Source organism: Tabrizicola sp. BL-A-41-H6 (assembly GCF_050632395.1).
Classification (GTDB): Bacteria; Pseudomonadota; Alphaproteobacteria; order Rhodobacterales; family Rhodobacteraceae; genus JAUYQR01.
In genome coordinates, this window is the sequence record NZ_CP192600.1 from 3,823,757 (window position 1) to 3,840,043 (window position 16,287).

Consider the following 16,287-nt stretch of genomic DNA (forward strand, 5'->3'; position numbering starts at 1 on the left):
TCAGCGCCCCACCGGCGCGCGCTTGTCCAGCTTCAGCCGCGCACGCACCTCTGCCGGCGTGATCACCCGCGCGCCCATGTTTTCCACGATCGTCGCCGCGCGTTCCACCAGTTGCGCGTTGGTGGCCAAAACGCCCTTGTCCAGCCAAAGGTTGTCCTCCAGCCCGACACGCACGTTGCCCCCCGCCAGCGTCGCCGCCGCCGCATAGGCCATCTCGTTGCGCCCCAAGGAAAACGCCGACCAGTGCCACCCCGCCGGCACATTGTTGACCATCGCCATGAAGGTATTCAGGTCATCCGGCGCGCCCCACGGCACGCCCATGCACAGTTGCACCAAGACCGGGTCCGGGATCACGCCTTCGCGCACCAGTTCCTTTGCCAGCCACAGATGCCCCGTATCGAACGCCTCGATCTCGATCCGCACGCCCGCCGCCGTCATCCGCCTGGCCATATCCCGCAACATGCCGGGCGTGTTGACCATCACATAGTCAGCCTCGTTGAAGTTCATCGTGCCGCAATCCAGCGTGCAGATCTCCGGCCGGCACTCCACCACATGCGCCACCCGCTCTTCCGCCCCCGCCATGTCAGACCGTGGGCCGATGCGCCCCATATCCTCGGTGCCCTCGAAATAGATGTCGCCGCCCATCCCTGCGGTCAGGTTCAGCACCACATCGGTATCGCTGTCCCTGATCCGCTCCGTCACCTCACGGTAATACTCCAGCTTGCGGCTGGGTTTCCCCGTCTCGGGGTCGCGCACGTGGCAGTGCACCACCGCTGCCCCGGCCTTCGCCGCCGCAATCGCGCTTTCGGCAATCTGCTTGGGGCTGCGCGGCACGTGCGGGCTGCGGTCCTGCGTGCCGCCCGATCCGGTCACGGCACAGGTGATGAAAACCTCACGGTTCATGGTCAGCGGCATGGGGCATCTCCTCTTCGCTGCCCACCTTACGCCGCTTGCCAACCCGCGCTTTGCACTTTACGAAATTCTTATGACGGAAAACGCACTCTTCGCACCCGCGACCGGCCCCCTGACCATCGCCCTCTTCGTGCTGCCGCAAGCCTCGATCCTCGAGGTCGCCAGCGCCCTCGACCCCCTCCGCAACGCCAACCGCCAATTGGGGCACGAGGCCTACCGCTGGCGCGTCGTCACCCCCGACGGCCAGCCCGTCCCCCTGACCTGCGGGATCGAGCTTCCCTCCGCCGGCCCCCTCTCCCACGCCTCAGGCGCCGACGCCCTCATCGTCATCGCCGGCTACCGTCTGGCCGAGGTCGCCACCCGCCCCCTGATCCGCGACCTTCGCCGCATCGCGCCCCGCTTCCAGCTTGTCGGTGGCATCGACGCCGCGCCCTGGGTCATGGCCCGCGCCGGTCTCCTCGACGGCTACCGCGCCACCGTGCATTGGGAAGACCTCGAAGACCTCGCAGCCAGCCACCCCGAAACCACGGTCCTGCCGGACCGCTACGTGATCGACCGCAACCGCGCCACCATCGGCGGCGCCGCCGCCGCGACCGACTTCATGCTGCACCTGATCCGCGCCCGCCACGGCGCCGCCCTCGCCCGTCAGGTCGCCGCCAGTTTCCTCGCCACCCACCGCAAAGGCTCCGAACCCCAGATCGCCCCCGAGGCGCAAGACCCAAGCCTCGACCCACGCGTCGCCCGCGCCACGGCCTTGATGGAGGCCACGCTCGACGCCCCTCAACCCATCGCCAGCATCGCCAAGGCCGTGAACCTCACCCCCCGCCGCTTGGAGACCCTGTTCCGCGATAGCCTCGGCCTCACCCCCGGCGCCTACGCCCTCAGCCTCCGCCTCGCCGCCGCCCGCCGCCTCCTGACGGACACGAAACACCCCCTCGCCGAGATCGCGCTCCGCACCGGCTTCTCAAGCCCCGCCACCCTCTCCCGCGCCTTCAAGGCAAAGTTCGGCCACCCCCCCGGATCACTCCGTGCCTAGGTCTTCCTCTTTGCGAAGATATCCCGGAGGGTGCGGGGGGCTGGCCCCCCGCTTACGCCGCGTCCAACAATCCCCGGCCCTTCAGCAAGGCCTCTACCCCCGGCATCCGCCCGCGGAACTTCAGATACAAGGCCTCTGCCTCCTCCGACCCGCCCGCTGACAGGATGAACTGCTCCAGCCGCGCCGCCACGACAGGATCAAACGGATCGCCCGCCTCCTCGAAGGCCGCAAAGGCATCGGCGTCCATCACCTCCGACCACATGTAGGAATAATACCCCGCCGAATACCCGTCGCCGGAAAACACATGCGCGAAATGCGGGGTCGCGTGCCGCATCCGGATCGCCCGCGGCATCCCGAGCCCCTCCAGCACCTCCGCCTGCCGCTGCATCGGGTCCGCCGGTGCCGCGCCGCTGTGAAACTCCAGATCGACCAGCGCCGAACTCACGAACTCCACCGTCGCAAAGCCCTGGTCATAGGTCCCCGCCGCCAAAAGCCGCTCCAGCATGTCCGCCGGCATCGGCTCGCCGGTCTCATGGTGCCTCGCGTGCGCTTCCAGCACCGAAGGCACCTCCAGCCAATGCTCATAAAGCTGGCTCGGCAGTTCCACGAAGTCCCGCGCGACGGATGTCCCCGAGATGAACCCATAAGTCACATCCGACAGCATCTGGTGCAGCGCATGGCCGAACTCGTGAAACAACGTCCGCGCGTCGTCATAGGACAACAGGCTGGGCGTGCCCTTCGCGAAGTTGCACACGTTCACGACAACAGGCCGCTGCTCGCCGCCCAGCTTGCGCTGCGACCGCATCGCCGAACACCAAGCCCCCGACCGCTTCGATCCCCGCGCAAAGTAGTCCCCAAGGAAAACCGCCACATGGGCACCCCCGCGGGTAACCTCCCACCCCCGCACATCCGGGTGATAGAACGGCCCCTCGATCTCGCGGAACTCCAGCCCGAAAAGCTTGTTCGCACAGTCGAACTGCGCCCCCAGCATCGCGTCGAGCGACAGATACGGCTTCAACGCCGCCTCATCCAAATCATGCTCGGCCTTCCGCCGCTTCTCCGAATAATACCGCCAGTCCCACGCCTCCAAAGGTGCGGCAAACCCATCCGCCACCAGCATGGCCTCCAAGACGGCCGCATCACCCAGCGCCTTCGCCTTCGCAGGCTCCCAGACCCGCATCAGCAAATCCCGCACCGCCTCAGGCGTCTTCGCCATCTCCGGCTCCAGCTTGAAACTGGCGAAATCCGCATAGCCCAGCAGCGCAGCCCGCTCCGCCCGCAAGGCCAATATCTCCGCAGCCACCCCACGGTTATCCGTCTCCCCACCATTGGCGCCCCGCGCAACCCAAGCCTCATAGGCCCGCTGCCGCAGCGCGCGGTTGGGCGAAAACTGCAGGAACGGCACGATCAGGCTGCGGTTCAGCGTCACCACCGCCCCGAAGCCGCGCTCCGCCCCCGCCGCCCGTGCAGCGTCCTGCACAAATCCCGGCAACGCCGCCAGATCGGCCTCGCCCACTTCCATGAACCATGCCCGCTCGTCGGCGAGAAGGTTCTGCCCGAACGCGGTGCCCAACACAGCCAGCCGCGACTTCACCGCAGTCAACCGCTCCGCCGCTGCCCCTTCCAGCTCCGCCCCCGCCCGCACGAACATCTGCCGATAAAGCGTCAGCACTCGCATCTGCTCGGGGCTCAACCCCAACCCCTCGCGGCCCTGCCACAGCGCTTCGATCTTGCCCCACAGCGCCTTGTTGTTAGTGATCTCGCTGGAAAACGCGCTCATCTTCGGTGCCAGATCCCGCATCAGCGCCTCGCGCGCCTCGGTGCTGTCCGCCCCGGCAAGGTTGTAAAACACCCCCGCGACCCGGTCCAAAGACCCTTCCGCCAGTTCCAGCGCCTCGATCACCTCGGCAAACGAAACCCCCGGCCCCTCCGCAATTCCGGCAATCGCCGCCCGCGCCTCGGCCAGCGCCACATCGAAGGCCGGCCCGAAATCCTCGTCGCGCACCCGCTCGAAAGTCGGCAACCCGAACACCCCGTCCCACGCTTCCAACAACGGATTGCTCATGCCAAACCCTTTCATCTGTCCCAAAATATCCCCGCCGGAGGCATCCGCCCTATCAGCGATCCCCGCCGCCCGACCGCTCGCGCAACCGCGCCTCAACCCGCCGCAACGCGAGGCTCAGCCCGATCGTCATGGTCAGGTAAAGCAGCGCCACGACATTGTAAGTCTCGAAGTACCGAAAATTCCCCGCCGCCGTCACCTTGCCGAGCTGCGTGATATCCGTGACCCCAAGCACCGAAACCAAAGACGAATCCTTCACCATCGCGACAAAGTCATTGCCCAGTGGCGGCAGAACCATTCGGAACGCCTGCGGAAAGACGATATGGCGAAACCGCTGCCAGCCGTTCAGGCCCAAGGCTTTCGCCGCCTCTATCTGGCCCTTGTCCACCGCCTGCAAACCTGCGCGGAAAATCTCCGCCAGAAACGCCGAATAGGCCAGCATCAGCGCGGCCACTGCACGCCACAACAAGGGCACGTCCCGCCCCCGCAGCGCGTCAAAGCCCAACGGCTGCGCGATCCAGTTCCACGCCACCACGAACCCCGGCGTCACCACGAAGGCCACATACAGCAAGAGCACGATGATCGGCACACCGCGCATCACCTCGATGTACAGCCGCGCGACCTGCCGCAGCACCAGATGGCGCGACGTCCCCGCAACGGCCAGCAGCAGCCCGATCGAACAGGCACCCACATAGGCCACCACCGTCACCAACGCGGTGATCCAGATGCCCTTCGACAAGGTGTCCAGCGCCGCCGAATAAACCTCGCTCGCCCAGACCTCGTAAAACAGCCAGGCACCGGTGACCGCCACGATCACCAGCCACCAGGGAAAGTCCTTGTCAGGATCGGACGACGGGTTCATGGCAAGCTGCCCCGGCGCACTGCCGGGGCACCGCAGCCCTTACTCACCCATCTTGTAGTCGACGAACCACTTCTGGTTCAGGCTGTCCATCGTGCCATCCGCCTTCATCGCCGCAATCGCCGCGTTCATCGGCGCGACCAGATCGCTGCCCTTGGGGAAGATGAAGCCGAAATCCTCGCTCGCCAGCGGCTCGCCGATGATCTTCAGCCCCCCGTTCGATGCCGCGACATAGCCGTTTGCGGCGGTCGAATCCGACAGCGTCAGGTCCACATCGCCCGCCTTCAACGCCTCAAGCCCGGCACCGAAGGTCTCGAACTTGATGACCCGCGGGTTTTCCTCGTTGCCATCCAGAATGTTGTAGATCGCGGCATAGAAGGGCGAGGTGCCGGGCTGCGCGCTGACCAGCAGCTCCGGAATCGCCGCGAAAGACGCCGCATCTGTGAACCGCGTCTCGTCGCCCCGCACGATCATCAGCATTTCCGACCGCATGTAGGGCTCGCTGAAATCTACCTTCTCCTTGCGGTCATCCTTGATGGTGATCCCGGTCATGCCCATGTCGAACTGACCTTCCGACACCGCCGGGATCATCGCGTCCCAGCTGATGTTTTCATACTTCACCATCGCGTTCAGCCGCTTGGCGATCTCGGCCATCGCATCGTATTCCCAGCCGATCGCCTTGCCGTCCTTGTCCAGGAATTGCAGAGGCGGATAGGCGTTTTCCGTCACGACCACGATCTCGCGGCCAGCAAGATCCGGCATGTCTTGCGCAAAGGCCGGTGCTGCAAAAAGGCCAAGCCCCACAAGGGCGGCGGCGGTCAGTTTCATCGGTCAGGCTCCCCGTTTGTTCAATCGGCACGACTATGCCATGCGCCATAGCCGATGCAAGGCGCGATCCACCGCACCCCGCCTTCTGTGCAACAACGCACCCGAACCCGCCATTTCTGCCGAATTGCGCGCCACCTCCACCTCCACCATCTTCGCCCAGACTCGACGGAGGCTCCCATGACCCGCATGCCCACCTACTTCATCAGCCACGGCGGCGGCCCCTGGCCCTGGATGCCCGACTGGCGCGCGATGTTCAAAAACCTCGAGACCTCCTTCGTCCAGATGGTCAAGGACCTCCCCGAACGCCCCAAAGCCATCCTGATGATCTCCGGCCACTGGGAGGACGACAGCTTCGCCGTCATGGCCTCGCCAAATCCGCCGATGGTCTACGATTACTCCGGCTTTCCGCCCCACACCTTCCAGATCAAATACCCCGCCCCCGGCGCGCCCGACATCGCCGCCAAGGCCGCCGCGCTGATCGCTGCTGCGGGCCTGCCCACCCGCCTCGACACCAAACAAGGCTTCGACCACGGCACCTTCGTGCCCGCCTACGTCATGTTCCCCGACGCCTCCGTCCCGCTCTTCCAGATCTCGCTGCGCAAGGGCTACTCCCCGGCCGAGCACTTCGCCCTCGGCCGCGCCCTTGCCCCCCTGCGCGACGAAGGCGTCCTCATCCTCGGCTCCGGCCTGTCCTATCACAATCTGCGCCTCTTCGGCCCCGGCGCCAAAGTCCCGTCCGAGGCGTTCGACGCTTGGCTGGCCGAGACGATGGCCGCCGCCCCCGCCGAACGCACCGCCCGCCTCCTGAACTGGGAATCCGCCCCCTACGCCCGCACCTGCCACCGCGAGGAAGACCACTTCGTCCCACTCTTCGCCGCCCTCGGTGCCGCCGAAGGCGAACCCGCCCGCATGGTCTACCACGACACCAACCTCTTCGGCGGCGTCACCGCCTCCAGCTACCGCATCGGGTGACCACCCTCCCCCTCCTTCCTCTTTGCGAAAATATCCCACGGGGAGCGCGAGGGGTGTGAAACCCCTCGCTGTTCAGGGCGAAGCGCCGGGTTAAAACACTCTTTTCTTCGCCCCCCATCCGGTCCACCCTTCCCCCAAAAGGAAGCCCCCGATGGACCCCGCCACCCTCACCGCCACCGCCCTCGCCGCCCTCATCCGCACCCGCCAGCTTTCGGCGGTCGAGGCGACGCGCGCCACCCTCGCCCGGATCGACCGGCTGAACCCCGGCCTCAACGCCATCGTCCAGCGTATGGATGATCAGGCGCTGACCGCAGCCGCCGGCATCGACGCCGCCCTCGCACGCGGCGAAGATCCCGGCCCCCTCGCGGGTGTCCCGGTCACGGTAAAGGTCAACATCGACCAACAGGGCCAGGCCACCACCAACGGGTTGCGCATCCAGTCCACCCTCATCGCCACCGAAGACAGCCCGCCTGTGGCCAACCTTCGCCGCGCCGGCGCAATCATCGTCGGGCGCACCAACACGCCCGCCTTCAGCTTGCGCTGGTTCACCCGCAATTCCCTGCACGGCGCCACGCGAAACCCCGCCTTCCCCGGCCTCACGCCCGGCGGCTCCTCCGGTGGTGCCGCCTCCGCCACCGCAGCGGGCCTCGGCGCCATCGGCCACGGCACCGATATCGCGGGCTCGATCCGCTACCCCGCCTATGCCTGCGGCATCCACGGGCTCCGCCCCGGTCTGGGCCGCGTCCCCGCCTTCAACGCCACTGCGGGCGACCGGCTGATCGGCGGGCAGTTGATGGCCGTCTCCGGCCCCCTTGCCCGCTCCGCCGCCGACCTCCGCCTTGGGCTGAACGCCCTTTCGCAACCCGATCCGCGCGATCCGTGGTGGACGCCCGCCACCGCCTCGCCCTACCCTAAACGCGCCGCGCTCGCCCTCACACCCGACGGCCTCGACACCGACCCCGCGATCCGCGATGCCCTCACCGCCACCGCGAAAACCCTCGAATCCCTCGGCTGGGAAATCGGCGAACCCGCCCTTCCCCCCATGCGCGAGGCGATGGAGCTGCAACTGACCCTCTGGCTGGCAGAATTCGCCCTTGGCGGCACCGACGCTGTCGCCCGCGAAGCCGACCCCGACGCCAGCTTCGTCCACCGCGAACTGTCAAAATTCGCCCCGCCCCCAACGCTCGAAAGCTTCATGCGCGCGCTCCAGTCCCGCGCCCGGCTCGCCCGGCTCTGGCGCCTCTTCTTCGCCGACTGGCCGGTTCTTCTCACCCCCGTTTCGGGACAGCTTCCCTTCCCGGACCATTACGACACTTCGTCACCCGATGCCTTCGCCTCGGTGATCGAGGCGCAGATGCCCCAGATCGCGCCGCCCTTCATGGGCCTTCCGGGCCTCACCCTCACCACCGGGCGCACCGCCACGCATCCCCTCAGCGTCCAGATCCTCGCCGACCGTGGCCGCGAAGACCTCCTGCTCGATCTCGCCGACCTCCTAGCGCCTGAGATTGCGCCCGTCACCCCGGCCCTCCCCGCCTGAACCCGTTGACCGATCCCCCGCTATCCGGCTCAGGCTTTCACCGGCTCAGGCTTTCACCGGCTCAGGCCTTCACCGGCTCTGGCTTTCACACGAATCCACAAACCCAAAGCGGCTCTGCTGTTCAGATTTTTCCACACCGGATTTCGAGGAAATCGGCCGCCCTTGGCAGCCGGACAAATGACCGGATGCAAGGCCGCACGGACGCCCAACTCTGCGCCCAACCACCCGCGCCCTGCCGGCGCCACCAATCCCTGACAAATCGTTAACCGCGCCCGCAAGCCCTTGATCCTGCTTGCCTCGCAGCGCGTCCCACCGTGGGACATCAGCCATGAACCGCCCCGCACACCGGGCAATCCACCCGCCGCTTCACCCCGATCACACGGCTCTCGCCATACAAGGCGTCATGGATCATCAGCCGCCCCCGCAACGGCTCGCCGGCGCCGGTGATGACCTTCACCGCCTCCATCGCCATCATCGCACCGATCACCCCCGGCAACGGCGCCGCCACCCCCGCCTCGGCACAGGTGGGCACCAGCCCCGCCGCCGGCCGCTGCGGAAAAATGCACGCATAGCACGGCCCGCCCTGAGCCGGGTCCAGCACCGCCACCTGCCCCTCCCACTGCGTGATCGCCCCCCAAACCAACGGCTTGCCCGCCGCCACGCACGCCCGGTTCACCAGCTCCCGCGTCTCGAAACTGTCGGTCCCGTCCACGACCAGATCATACTCCCCCACCAGCGCCGCCGCCGATCCCTCGTCCAGCCGCCGGTTATAGGGGCGCACCTCGATGAACGGGTTCAGCGCCTTCATCGCGACCTCGGCCGAAAACACCTTCGGCATCCCGATCCGCTCGTCCGTATGGATCACCTGCCGCTGCAGGTTCGAGTTTTCCACGACATCGTCATCGACAACGCCGATGACCCCCACCCCGCTCGCCGCCAGATACAGAAGCACCGGCGACCCAAGCCCCCCCGCGCCCACCACCAACACGCGCGCGCGCTTCAGCGCCCCCTGCCCCGGCCCGCCGATCTCGCGCAGCATGATATGGCGGGCATAGCGGTCCAGTTCCACCGGGCGAAATCGCCCCTCCGGCACCGCCCCCACCTCCGGCACCACTTTGCGCCCCCGAAGCCGTGCCAAAAGCGCCCGGTAGGCCAGCACCAGCCCGGCCAAAAGGCCGAACACCAGCCACCCCTCGAACTCCCCGCCGATCACCCGCCGCAGCGGATTATCCCCTGCCACGGGCAGGTGGCTGACCATGATCACCACCCACCAAAGCGCCAGCGCCGGCCACAGCACGCCCCGCTGCCAGCCAAACCACCGCGACGCGCCCCAGATCGCCAGAAACCCCAAAAGCCCGGTCAAGACCGCCCCGTCGACCCGAAGCCACCCGTGCCGCGCGCGGTATCGCCCAGCGTCTCCACCACCTCGAACGCCACCTGCACCACCGGTGCCACGATCATCTGCGCGATCCGGTCTCCATGCCGCACCGTGTAAGGCTCTGCCCCAAGGTTGACCAACGCCACCCCCAAGGGCCCGCGATAATCGCTGTCGATGGTGCCCGGAGTATTCGGCAGCGTGATCCCGTGCTTCAGCGCCAAGCCCGACCGCGGCCGGATCTGCATCTCGAACCCCAGGGGTATCTCCACCCTCAGGCCGGTCGCAACGATCCGCCGCTCCATCGGCGCCAGCGTCACGCCCGCCCCGCGCTCCTCGGGCCGCAGGTTGGCGCGAATGTCCGCACCCGCCGCACCCGCAGTCTCGTACGACGGCAAGGGCAGCGCCCGGTCCGCCCATTCCTCCCACAGCACCCGCAAGACCGGCCTCATGCCAAGGCCTCGGCAATCCGCGCCGCCAGCCGCCGCGCAACCTCGGCCTTGCCCATCCGCGGCCAGGCCTCGGCCCCGGCGTCCGAAATCAGCACCACCGCATTCTCGGCCCCGCCCATGATCCCGGTCGCGGGCGACACGTCGTTCGCCACGATCCAGTCGCAGCCCTTGCGCAACCGCTTGTCGGTGGCATGGGCCACTACATCCGTGGTCTCGGCCGCAAAACCGACCACAAGGTGCGGCCGCCGCGCCCCCTTCGACACACCCGCCAGAATGTCCGGGTTCTCGGCAAACTCCAGCGCCGGCGCGTTCCCGGACCCATCCTTCTTCATCTTCTGCCCCGCCGCATTGGCCACCCGCCAATCCGCCACCGCCGCCGCCATCACCGCCGCATCCGCCGGCAAGGCCGCCTCGACCGCCGCCGCCATCTCCCGCGCCGTCTCCACCGCAACCACCGTCACGCCCGCAGGCGGCGGCACCACCGCCGGCCCCGTCACGAACGTCACCCGCGCGCCCAGATCGCGCAGCGCCGCCGCCAGCGCCGCGCCTTGCGCCCCCGAAGAGCGGTTCGCGATATACCGCACCGGATCAATCGGTTCATGCGTCGGGCCCGAGGTCACGATGACATGCCGCCCCGCCAACGGCCCACCGCCCAGCGCCGCGCCCACCGCCGCCACGATCTCCACGGGTTCCGCCATCCGCCCCGGCCCATACTCGCCGCAGGCCATTTCGCCCTCGTTCGGCCCGACGATCAGCACGCCATCGTCCCGCAAGACCGCCAGATTGCGACGCGTCGCCGGATGGTCCCACATCCGCACATTCATCGCCGGCGCGACCAGTACCCGCTTGTCCGTCGCCAGCAAAAGGGTCGAGGCAAGGTCATCCGCCCGCCCCCCAGCCATCTTGGCCATCAGGTCCGCCGTGGCAGGTGCCACAACCAACAGGTCGGCAGCCCGGGACAACTGAATGTGCCCCATCTCCGCTTCGTCGGTCAGATCAAAGAGGTCGATGTAAACCCTGGCCCCCGCCAAGGCGCTGACCGACAAGGGCGTGACGAATTCTGTCCCAGCGCGGGTCAGAACCGGCGTCACCGATGCCCCGGCCTTTTGCAATAGCCGGATCAGCTCCAGCGACTTGTAGGCTGCAATCCCGCCGCCAATGATCAACAGCACCCGTTTTCCGGCCAGCATGCGCAACCCCTTTGCCTTTCGGAACGTTAGGCCGCGCGACGCGCAAACTCAACCGCCCGAAGGACAGATGGGTCCTGCCATTCCTCTTTGTCGAAATATCGCCGCCGGAGGCACGCGGCGACAAGCGGGCTCTGCCCGCGCTGGCGCTCAAGGGCGTGCGGCGGAACGCCGCTCCGCTCACAAGATCCGCAAACTGCACTCAGGCCAGGAAGTGATGCACTTCGCGCGACTGGTTTTCCAGGCTGCGGCGCATCTTGGCGAAGGCCGCCGCTTCAAGCTGCCGCACCCGCTCCTTGGACAGCCCCAGTTCCTCACCCAGGCTTTCCAGCGTGCGCGGCTCCTCGCGCAGCTTGCGCTCGGTCACGATGAACCGCTCGCGCGCGTTCAATGCCTGCATCGCCCGGATCAGCCAGGTCCGCAGATGCGCCGCGTCATGCGCGCCTTCCACCGCCTCGGCCGCCTGCACGCCGTCATCCTCCAGCGCGTCGATCCACTCACGCCCGTCATCGTCAGACGACTGCGTGGCGTTCAAGGAAAAGTCCGATCCCGACAACCGGCCTTCCATCATCTCGACATCCGCGATGGAGACACCCACCTCCGCCGCGACCATCTGGCGCAACTGGTGCCCGTCCAGCGTCTCGCCGCGCTGGTTCGCCTCCCGCTCCAGCTTGGCCTGCACCCGGCGCAGGTTGAAAAACAGCGCCTTCTGGCTCGACGTCGATCCCGTCCTCACCATCGACCAGTTGCGCATCACGTAGTCCTGGATCGACGCCTTGATCCACCACACCGCATAGGTCGAAAACCGCACACCGCGATCCGGGTCGAACTTGTCGGCCGCCTTCATCAGGCCAAGGCTCGCCTCCTGGATCAGGTCGTTCATCGGCGCGCCATAGCGGCGGAACTTCGATGCCATGCTGATCGCCAGCCGCATGTAGGCGGTGATCAAACGGTGCAGCGCCCGTTCGTCGCGCTGGTCGCGCCACGCAAAGGCCAGCCGCAGTTCCGTCTCCGCATCCAGAAGTTCCGCCTTCATCGCTTGGCGCGACATCGTTTGGTCAGTATATCCGTCAAGTGCCATGACTACCTCCAAATCCGGTTCAGCGGCGGTTCCGCCTGTTTGCAAATCTTACGGAGCATCCGCGTGACCGGATCACTTATCCCCTCGCCTTTTTCGCTCCCCGCCCTAAGCCTCGTCATCGGCGGGGCGCGGTCCGGCAAATCGGCCTACGCCGAACGCCTTCTCACCCTCGCCGCGCGCCCCCGCCGATACATCGCCACCGCCGAGGCCTGGGATGACGAGATGCGCGACCGCATCGCCCGCCACCGCCTCGACCGCGGCCCCGCCTGGACGACGGTGGAGGCCCCGCTCGACCTCGCCACAGCCCTCGCCGCCAGCCCCGCCACCGACGCCGTCCTCGTCGATTGCGCCACCCTCTGGCTCACCAACCAGCTTCTCGCCGACCACGACCTCGACCGCGCCACCGCCACGCTCTGCGACGCCCTCGCCGCCTGCCCGGCACCCATCGTCATCGTCACCAACGAAACCGGCTGGGGAATTGTTCCCGACAACGCCCTCGCCCGCCGGTTCCGCGATGCCCAGGGCCGCCTCAACCAACGCCTCGCAGCACAGGCCGATCTCGTCGTCACCGTGATCGCAGGCCTCCCCCTCGCGCTCAAGGGCACCCTTCCATGACCCGTTTCTGGTGGGTCCGCCACGGCCCGACGCACGAAACCGCCTTCACCGGCTGGCGCGACGTGCCCGCCGACCTCTCCGACACCCCCCGCCTGCAGCGCCTCGCCGCAGCCCTCCCCCACGCCCCCGTCATCGCCTCCGACCTGATCCGCGCCAGCGCCACCGCCGACGCCCTCGCCCCCGGTCGCCCCCGCCTCCCCGACACCCCCGCCCTCCGCGAACTCCATTTCGGCGACTGGGATGGCAAGCACTGGTCCGAGGTCGCCGCAACCCACCCCGACCTTTCCCGCCGCTACTGGGAGGAACCGAGCGACCACGCCCCCCCGAACGGCGAAAGCTGGAACCAGGCCACCATCCGCATCTCCTCCACCGTCGACGAACTCCTCGCCACCCACCGCAACAGCGACCTCATCCTCGTCGCGCATTTCGGCGCCATCCTCACCCAGCTTGCCCGCGCCCGCGGCTTCGACGTCGCCCGCGCCTTTCAGCACAAGATCGACACCCTCTCCGTCACCCGCCTCGCACACGACGGCACCGGCTGGACAGCCGAGGTGATCAATCACAGCCCGTGATGGCACAGCGCACAATTCCTCGCTTTGCCGCCCCGCCGGCACACCCTAAGAGGGTGCAACGAAAGGAAACCCCATGACCTACGACCTCGTGATCGGCGACCGCGCCTATTCCAGCTGGTCCCTGCGCGGCTGGCTCCTGTTCGACGCCTTCGGCATCCCCGTCCGCACCATCTCCGCCCGTCTTTACACCGACGAGCTTGCCACCACGCTGCGCGACTTCTTCCCGGCGAAAACCGCCCCAACCATGCGCACGCCAGACGGCACCATCGTCCCCGAAACCATCGCGATCGCCGAGGAACTGGCCACCCGCCACCCCGACGCCGGTCTGTGGCCAACCACCCCGCACGCCCGCGCCACCGCCCGCGTCCTCGCCGCCGAAATGCACGCAGGCTTCATGGCCCTGCGCTCGCATTGCCCGATGAACCTGCGCGCCAGCTACACCGACTGCCAGCCGCCCAAGGCCGTGCTGGACGACCTCGCCCGCCTCGAAACCCTCTGGTCATGGGCGCGGGACACCACGAAATCCACCACTCCGTGGCTCTGCGGCGCCTACTCCGCCGCCGACGCCTTCTTCGCCCCCGTCGCCACCCGCCTTGCCAGCTACAACCTGCCCGTCGGGCCCGAGGCTGCGGCCTACGTCAATGCCCACCTGTCGCATCCAAGCTTCCGCCGCTGGCGCGCGATGGGCATGGTCGACGGCGCCGATCAGGAATTCTACCGCCGCGATTACCCGCGCCGCGACTGGCACGGCCCGGTCCGCCTGCCCGCCCGCGCGGTCGAAGGGATCAACGCCGAAAACGCCGCCTGCCCCTACTCCGGCAAGCCCGTGACCCATGTGCTGGAACTCTACGGCCGCCGCTTCGGCTTCTGCAACGCCTTCTGCCGCGACAAGACCGTGGCCGACGCCGAGGCCTGGCCGAAGTTCATGGCTCTTTACCACTCGTAAACCATTTCCGCGCTACCCCGTTAACCAAGATGAACAGGGGTGCAAGCATGCAGGGGTCAACTGGCGACAGACGAAGGCAGTCAACCGGCGCGCCTGCCAATGCGCTGCCCGTCGACGCAATTCACCTGTTCCAAAATATCCCCGCCAGAGGCACGCCAAGCCGGTTGCGCGCCCCCGGCGCGCAGAGGCGAGAAAAAAGTCCTGCGCGGCACGCGCTCCTCACTGCTCCCGCCTTGAACCCGGTTCGCGCCCGGTGACCGCCCGCGCCTACACCGTCGCCTTCGAAGGCGTCGAGGCACGCATCGTCGAGGTGCAATGCGCCCTCTCCGCAGGCGTCCCTGCCTTCAACCTCGTCGGCCTCCCCGACAAGGCGGTGTCCGAGGCCCGCGAACGCGTCCGCGCAGCCCTCCAGTCCATGTCGATTGCGCTGCCGTCAAAGCGCATCACCATCAACCTCTCCCCCGCCGATCTGCCAAAGGAAGGCTCGCACTTCGACCTGCCCATCGCCATCGCGCTCCTCGCAGCCCTCGACATCATCCCGCGGGATGAAATCGAGGGCGTCGTCGCCTTGGGCGAACTTTCCCTCGACGGTCGCCTGATGCCGGTGGTCGGCGCGCTGCCCGCCGCAATGGCCGCCGCGCTGGAAGACCGTGCGCTTCTTTGCCCCAAGGCCTGCGGCGCCGAAGCCGCATGGGTCGGCGCGACCGAGGTTCTCGCCGCCGCCTCGCTGGACGAGGTCGTGCGCCACTACACCGGCCAGTCCCCCCTGACTCCAGCCGAAGCGGGCGAGGTGCAGCCCCCCGATTTCACTCGCGACCTGCGCGAGGTGAAGGGGCAGGAACGTGCCAAGCGCGCGCTTGAAATCGCCGCCGCCGGGCGCCACCATACCCTGATGATCGGCACGCCCGGCTCCGGCAAATCCATGCTCGCCGCGCGACTGCCCGGCATCCTGCCGCCCCTGTCCGCGACCGAGGCTTTGGAAACCTCGATGATCCACTCGCTCGCGGGCCTTCTCACCGAAGGCGGCATCTCGCGCCAGCGCCCGTTCCGTGAACCGCACCATACCGCCTCGATGGCCGCCATCGTCGGCGGCGGCAAGGGCGCCAAACCGGGCGAGATCAGCCTTGCCCACAACGGCGTCCTCTTTCTCGACGAATTCCCGGAATTTCCCCGCGCGGTGCTGGAAACCCTGCGCCAGCCGATCGAAACCGGCACGGTCATGGTCGCCCGCGCCAACGCCCACATCCGCTACCCCTGCCGGTTCCTGCTGATCGCCGCCGCGAACCCCTGCAAATGCGGCTACCTGACCGATCCCGCCCGCGCCTGCGCCAAGGTGCCGCTCTGCGGCGATGATTACCTCGGCCGCATCTCCGGGCCCCTGATGGACCGCTTCGACCTTCGGGTCGAGGTGCCCCCGGTCGGCTACACCGACCTCGACCTGCCCGCCTCGGGCGAACCCTCCGCTACCGTCGCCGCCCGCGTCGCCACGGCGCGCGACGTGCAGACCCGCCGTTTCAAGGATCACCCCGACGCGCGCGTCAATGCCGATCTCGAAGGCGCGCTTCTGGACGAGGTCGCCACACCCGACAGCGACGGCAAGGCGCTGATCGCCCGCGTCGCCGAACGCTTCGGCCTCTCGGCCCGCGGCTACCACCGGGTGCTGCGCGTTGCCCGCACCATCGCCGATCTCGACGGCTCGGCGCAGGTGCGCAAACCCCACGTCGCCGAAGCCGTCAGCTTCCGCCTCGCAGTGGGCGCGAAAGGCTGACGGTCGTTGCAGCCGTTAACTAGACCCTAAAAGGCCAAATAAGCACTTGATAATAAATATTTTTCGAAATGTCCCACCGTGGGAC

15 protein-coding genes are annotated in these 16,287 nt (G+C 67.6%); 7 read left to right on the forward strand and 8 right to left on the reverse strand.

What is annotated here, in order from left to right; translation table 11 throughout:
• A complete protein-coding gene (locus ACROUL_RS18810; protein WP_431300959.1) occupies positions 1-915 on the reverse strand; it encodes a 3-keto-5-aminohexanoate cleavage protein in 915 nt (304 codons plus the stop codon).
• Here ACROUL_RS18810 and ACROUL_RS18815 point away from each other — a divergent pair.
• Positions 884-1,948, forward strand: a complete 1,065-nt coding sequence (locus ACROUL_RS18815) for a GlxA family transcriptional regulator (RefSeq protein WP_431300960.1) — start codon at positions 884-886, stop codon at positions 1,946-1,948. The two genes, ACROUL_RS18810 and ACROUL_RS18815, sit on opposite strands and share 32 nt — an antisense overlap.
• 52 nt (positions 1,949-2,000) lie before the next feature.
• Here ACROUL_RS18815 and ACROUL_RS18820 read toward each other — a convergent pair whose 3' ends face one another.
• The 3 genes from ACROUL_RS18820 to ACROUL_RS18830 are packed head-to-tail and all read right to left on the reverse strand — an operon-like array spanning position 2,001 to position 5,697.
• The gene (locus tag ACROUL_RS18820) at positions 2,001-4,013 is read right to left on the reverse strand and encodes a M3 family metallopeptidase (RefSeq protein WP_431300961.1); all 2,013 of its coding nucleotides are present in this window, start codon (positions 4,011-4,013) and stop codon (positions 2,001-2,003) included.
• A 52-nt stretch (positions 4,014-4,065) separates the two neighbouring features.
• Positions 4,066-4,872 carry an amino acid ABC transporter permease gene (locus ACROUL_RS18825; protein WP_431300962.1) on the reverse strand — a complete coding sequence of 269 codons (807 nt, stop codon included), beginning with the start codon at positions 4,870-4,872 and terminating at the stop codon, positions 4,066-4,068.
• 39 nt (positions 4,873-4,911) lie between these two features.
• Entirely contained in the window at positions 4,912-5,697 is a 786-nt protein-coding gene (locus ACROUL_RS18830; RefSeq protein WP_431300963.1) for a transporter substrate-binding domain-containing protein, read from the reverse strand.
• Positions 5,698-5,874: 177 nt separating this feature from the next.
• Here ACROUL_RS18830 and ACROUL_RS18835 point away from each other — a divergent pair, with 177 nt between their 5' ends.
• Together ACROUL_RS18835 and ACROUL_RS18840 are read left to right on the forward strand one after the other, a co-directional pair.
• Positions 5,875-6,669 carry a DODA-type extradiol aromatic ring-opening family dioxygenase gene (locus ACROUL_RS18835; protein WP_431300964.1) on the forward strand — a complete coding sequence of 265 codons (795 nt, stop codon included), beginning with the start codon at positions 5,875-5,877 and terminating at the stop codon, positions 6,667-6,669.
• A 151-nt stretch (positions 6,670-6,820) separates the two neighbouring features.
• Complete coding sequence (locus ACROUL_RS18840; protein WP_431300965.1) at positions 6,821-8,206, forward strand: amidase; 1,386 nt, start codon at positions 6,821-6,823, stop codon at positions 8,204-8,206.
• Between the two features lie 322 nt (positions 8,207-8,528).
• Here the strand turns inward: ACROUL_RS18840 and ACROUL_RS18845 are convergent, their stop codons facing one another.
• From ACROUL_RS18845 to ACROUL_RS18860, 4 genes are all read right to left on the reverse strand, one after another.
• On the reverse strand, positions 8,529-9,569 hold the full coding sequence (locus ACROUL_RS18845) for a HesA/MoeB/ThiF family protein (RefSeq protein ID WP_431300966.1): 1,041 nt from the start codon (positions 9,567-9,569) through the stop codon (positions 8,529-8,531).
• Positions 9,566-10,033, reverse strand: a complete 468-nt coding sequence (dut, locus tag ACROUL_RS18850) for a dUTP diphosphatase (protein ID WP_431300967.1) — start codon at positions 10,031-10,033, stop codon at positions 9,566-9,568. Before dut ends, ACROUL_RS18845 begins: the two co-directional genes overlap by 4 nt.
• Positions 10,030-11,223, reverse strand: a complete 1,194-nt coding sequence (coaBC, locus tag ACROUL_RS18855) for a bifunctional phosphopantothenoylcysteine decarboxylase/phosphopantothenate--cysteine ligase CoaBC (RefSeq protein WP_431300968.1) — start codon at positions 11,221-11,223, stop codon at positions 10,030-10,032. Before coaBC ends, dut begins: the two co-directional genes overlap by 4 nt.
• A 199-nt stretch (positions 11,224-11,422) precedes the next feature.
• Positions 11,423-12,301, reverse strand: coding sequence for an RNA polymerase factor sigma-32 (locus ACROUL_RS18860; protein WP_431300969.1), 879 nt, complete (start codon positions 12,299-12,301; stop codon positions 11,423-11,425).
• 63 nt (positions 12,302-12,364) lie between these two features.
• Here ACROUL_RS18860 and cobU point away from each other — a divergent pair, with 63 nt between their 5' ends.
• The 4 genes from cobU (at position 12,365) to ACROUL_RS18880 (ending at position 16,202) form a co-directional block, all read left to right on the forward strand.
• Entirely contained in the window at positions 12,365-12,916 is a 552-nt protein-coding gene (gene cobU / locus ACROUL_RS18865; protein WP_431300970.1) for a bifunctional adenosylcobinamide kinase/adenosylcobinamide-phosphate guanylyltransferase, read from the forward strand.
• Positions 12,913-13,488, forward strand: coding sequence for a histidine phosphatase family protein (locus ACROUL_RS18870; protein ID WP_431300971.1), 576 nt, complete (start codon positions 12,913-12,915; stop codon positions 13,486-13,488). The genes cobU and ACROUL_RS18870 overlap by 4 nt, the downstream gene beginning before the upstream one ends.
• A gap of 73 nt (positions 13,489-13,561) precedes the next feature.
• A complete protein-coding gene (locus tag ACROUL_RS18875) occupies positions 13,562-14,434 on the forward strand; it encodes a glutathione S-transferase (RefSeq protein WP_431300972.1) in 873 nt (290 codons plus the stop codon).
• A 253-nt stretch (positions 14,435-14,687) separates the two neighbouring features.
• Positions 14,688-16,202, forward strand: a complete 1,515-nt coding sequence (locus tag ACROUL_RS18880; RefSeq protein ID WP_431300973.1) for a YifB family Mg chelatase-like AAA ATPase — start codon at positions 14,688-14,690, stop codon at positions 16,200-16,202.
• The last annotated feature ends 85 nt before the right edge of the window (positions 16,203-16,287 follow it).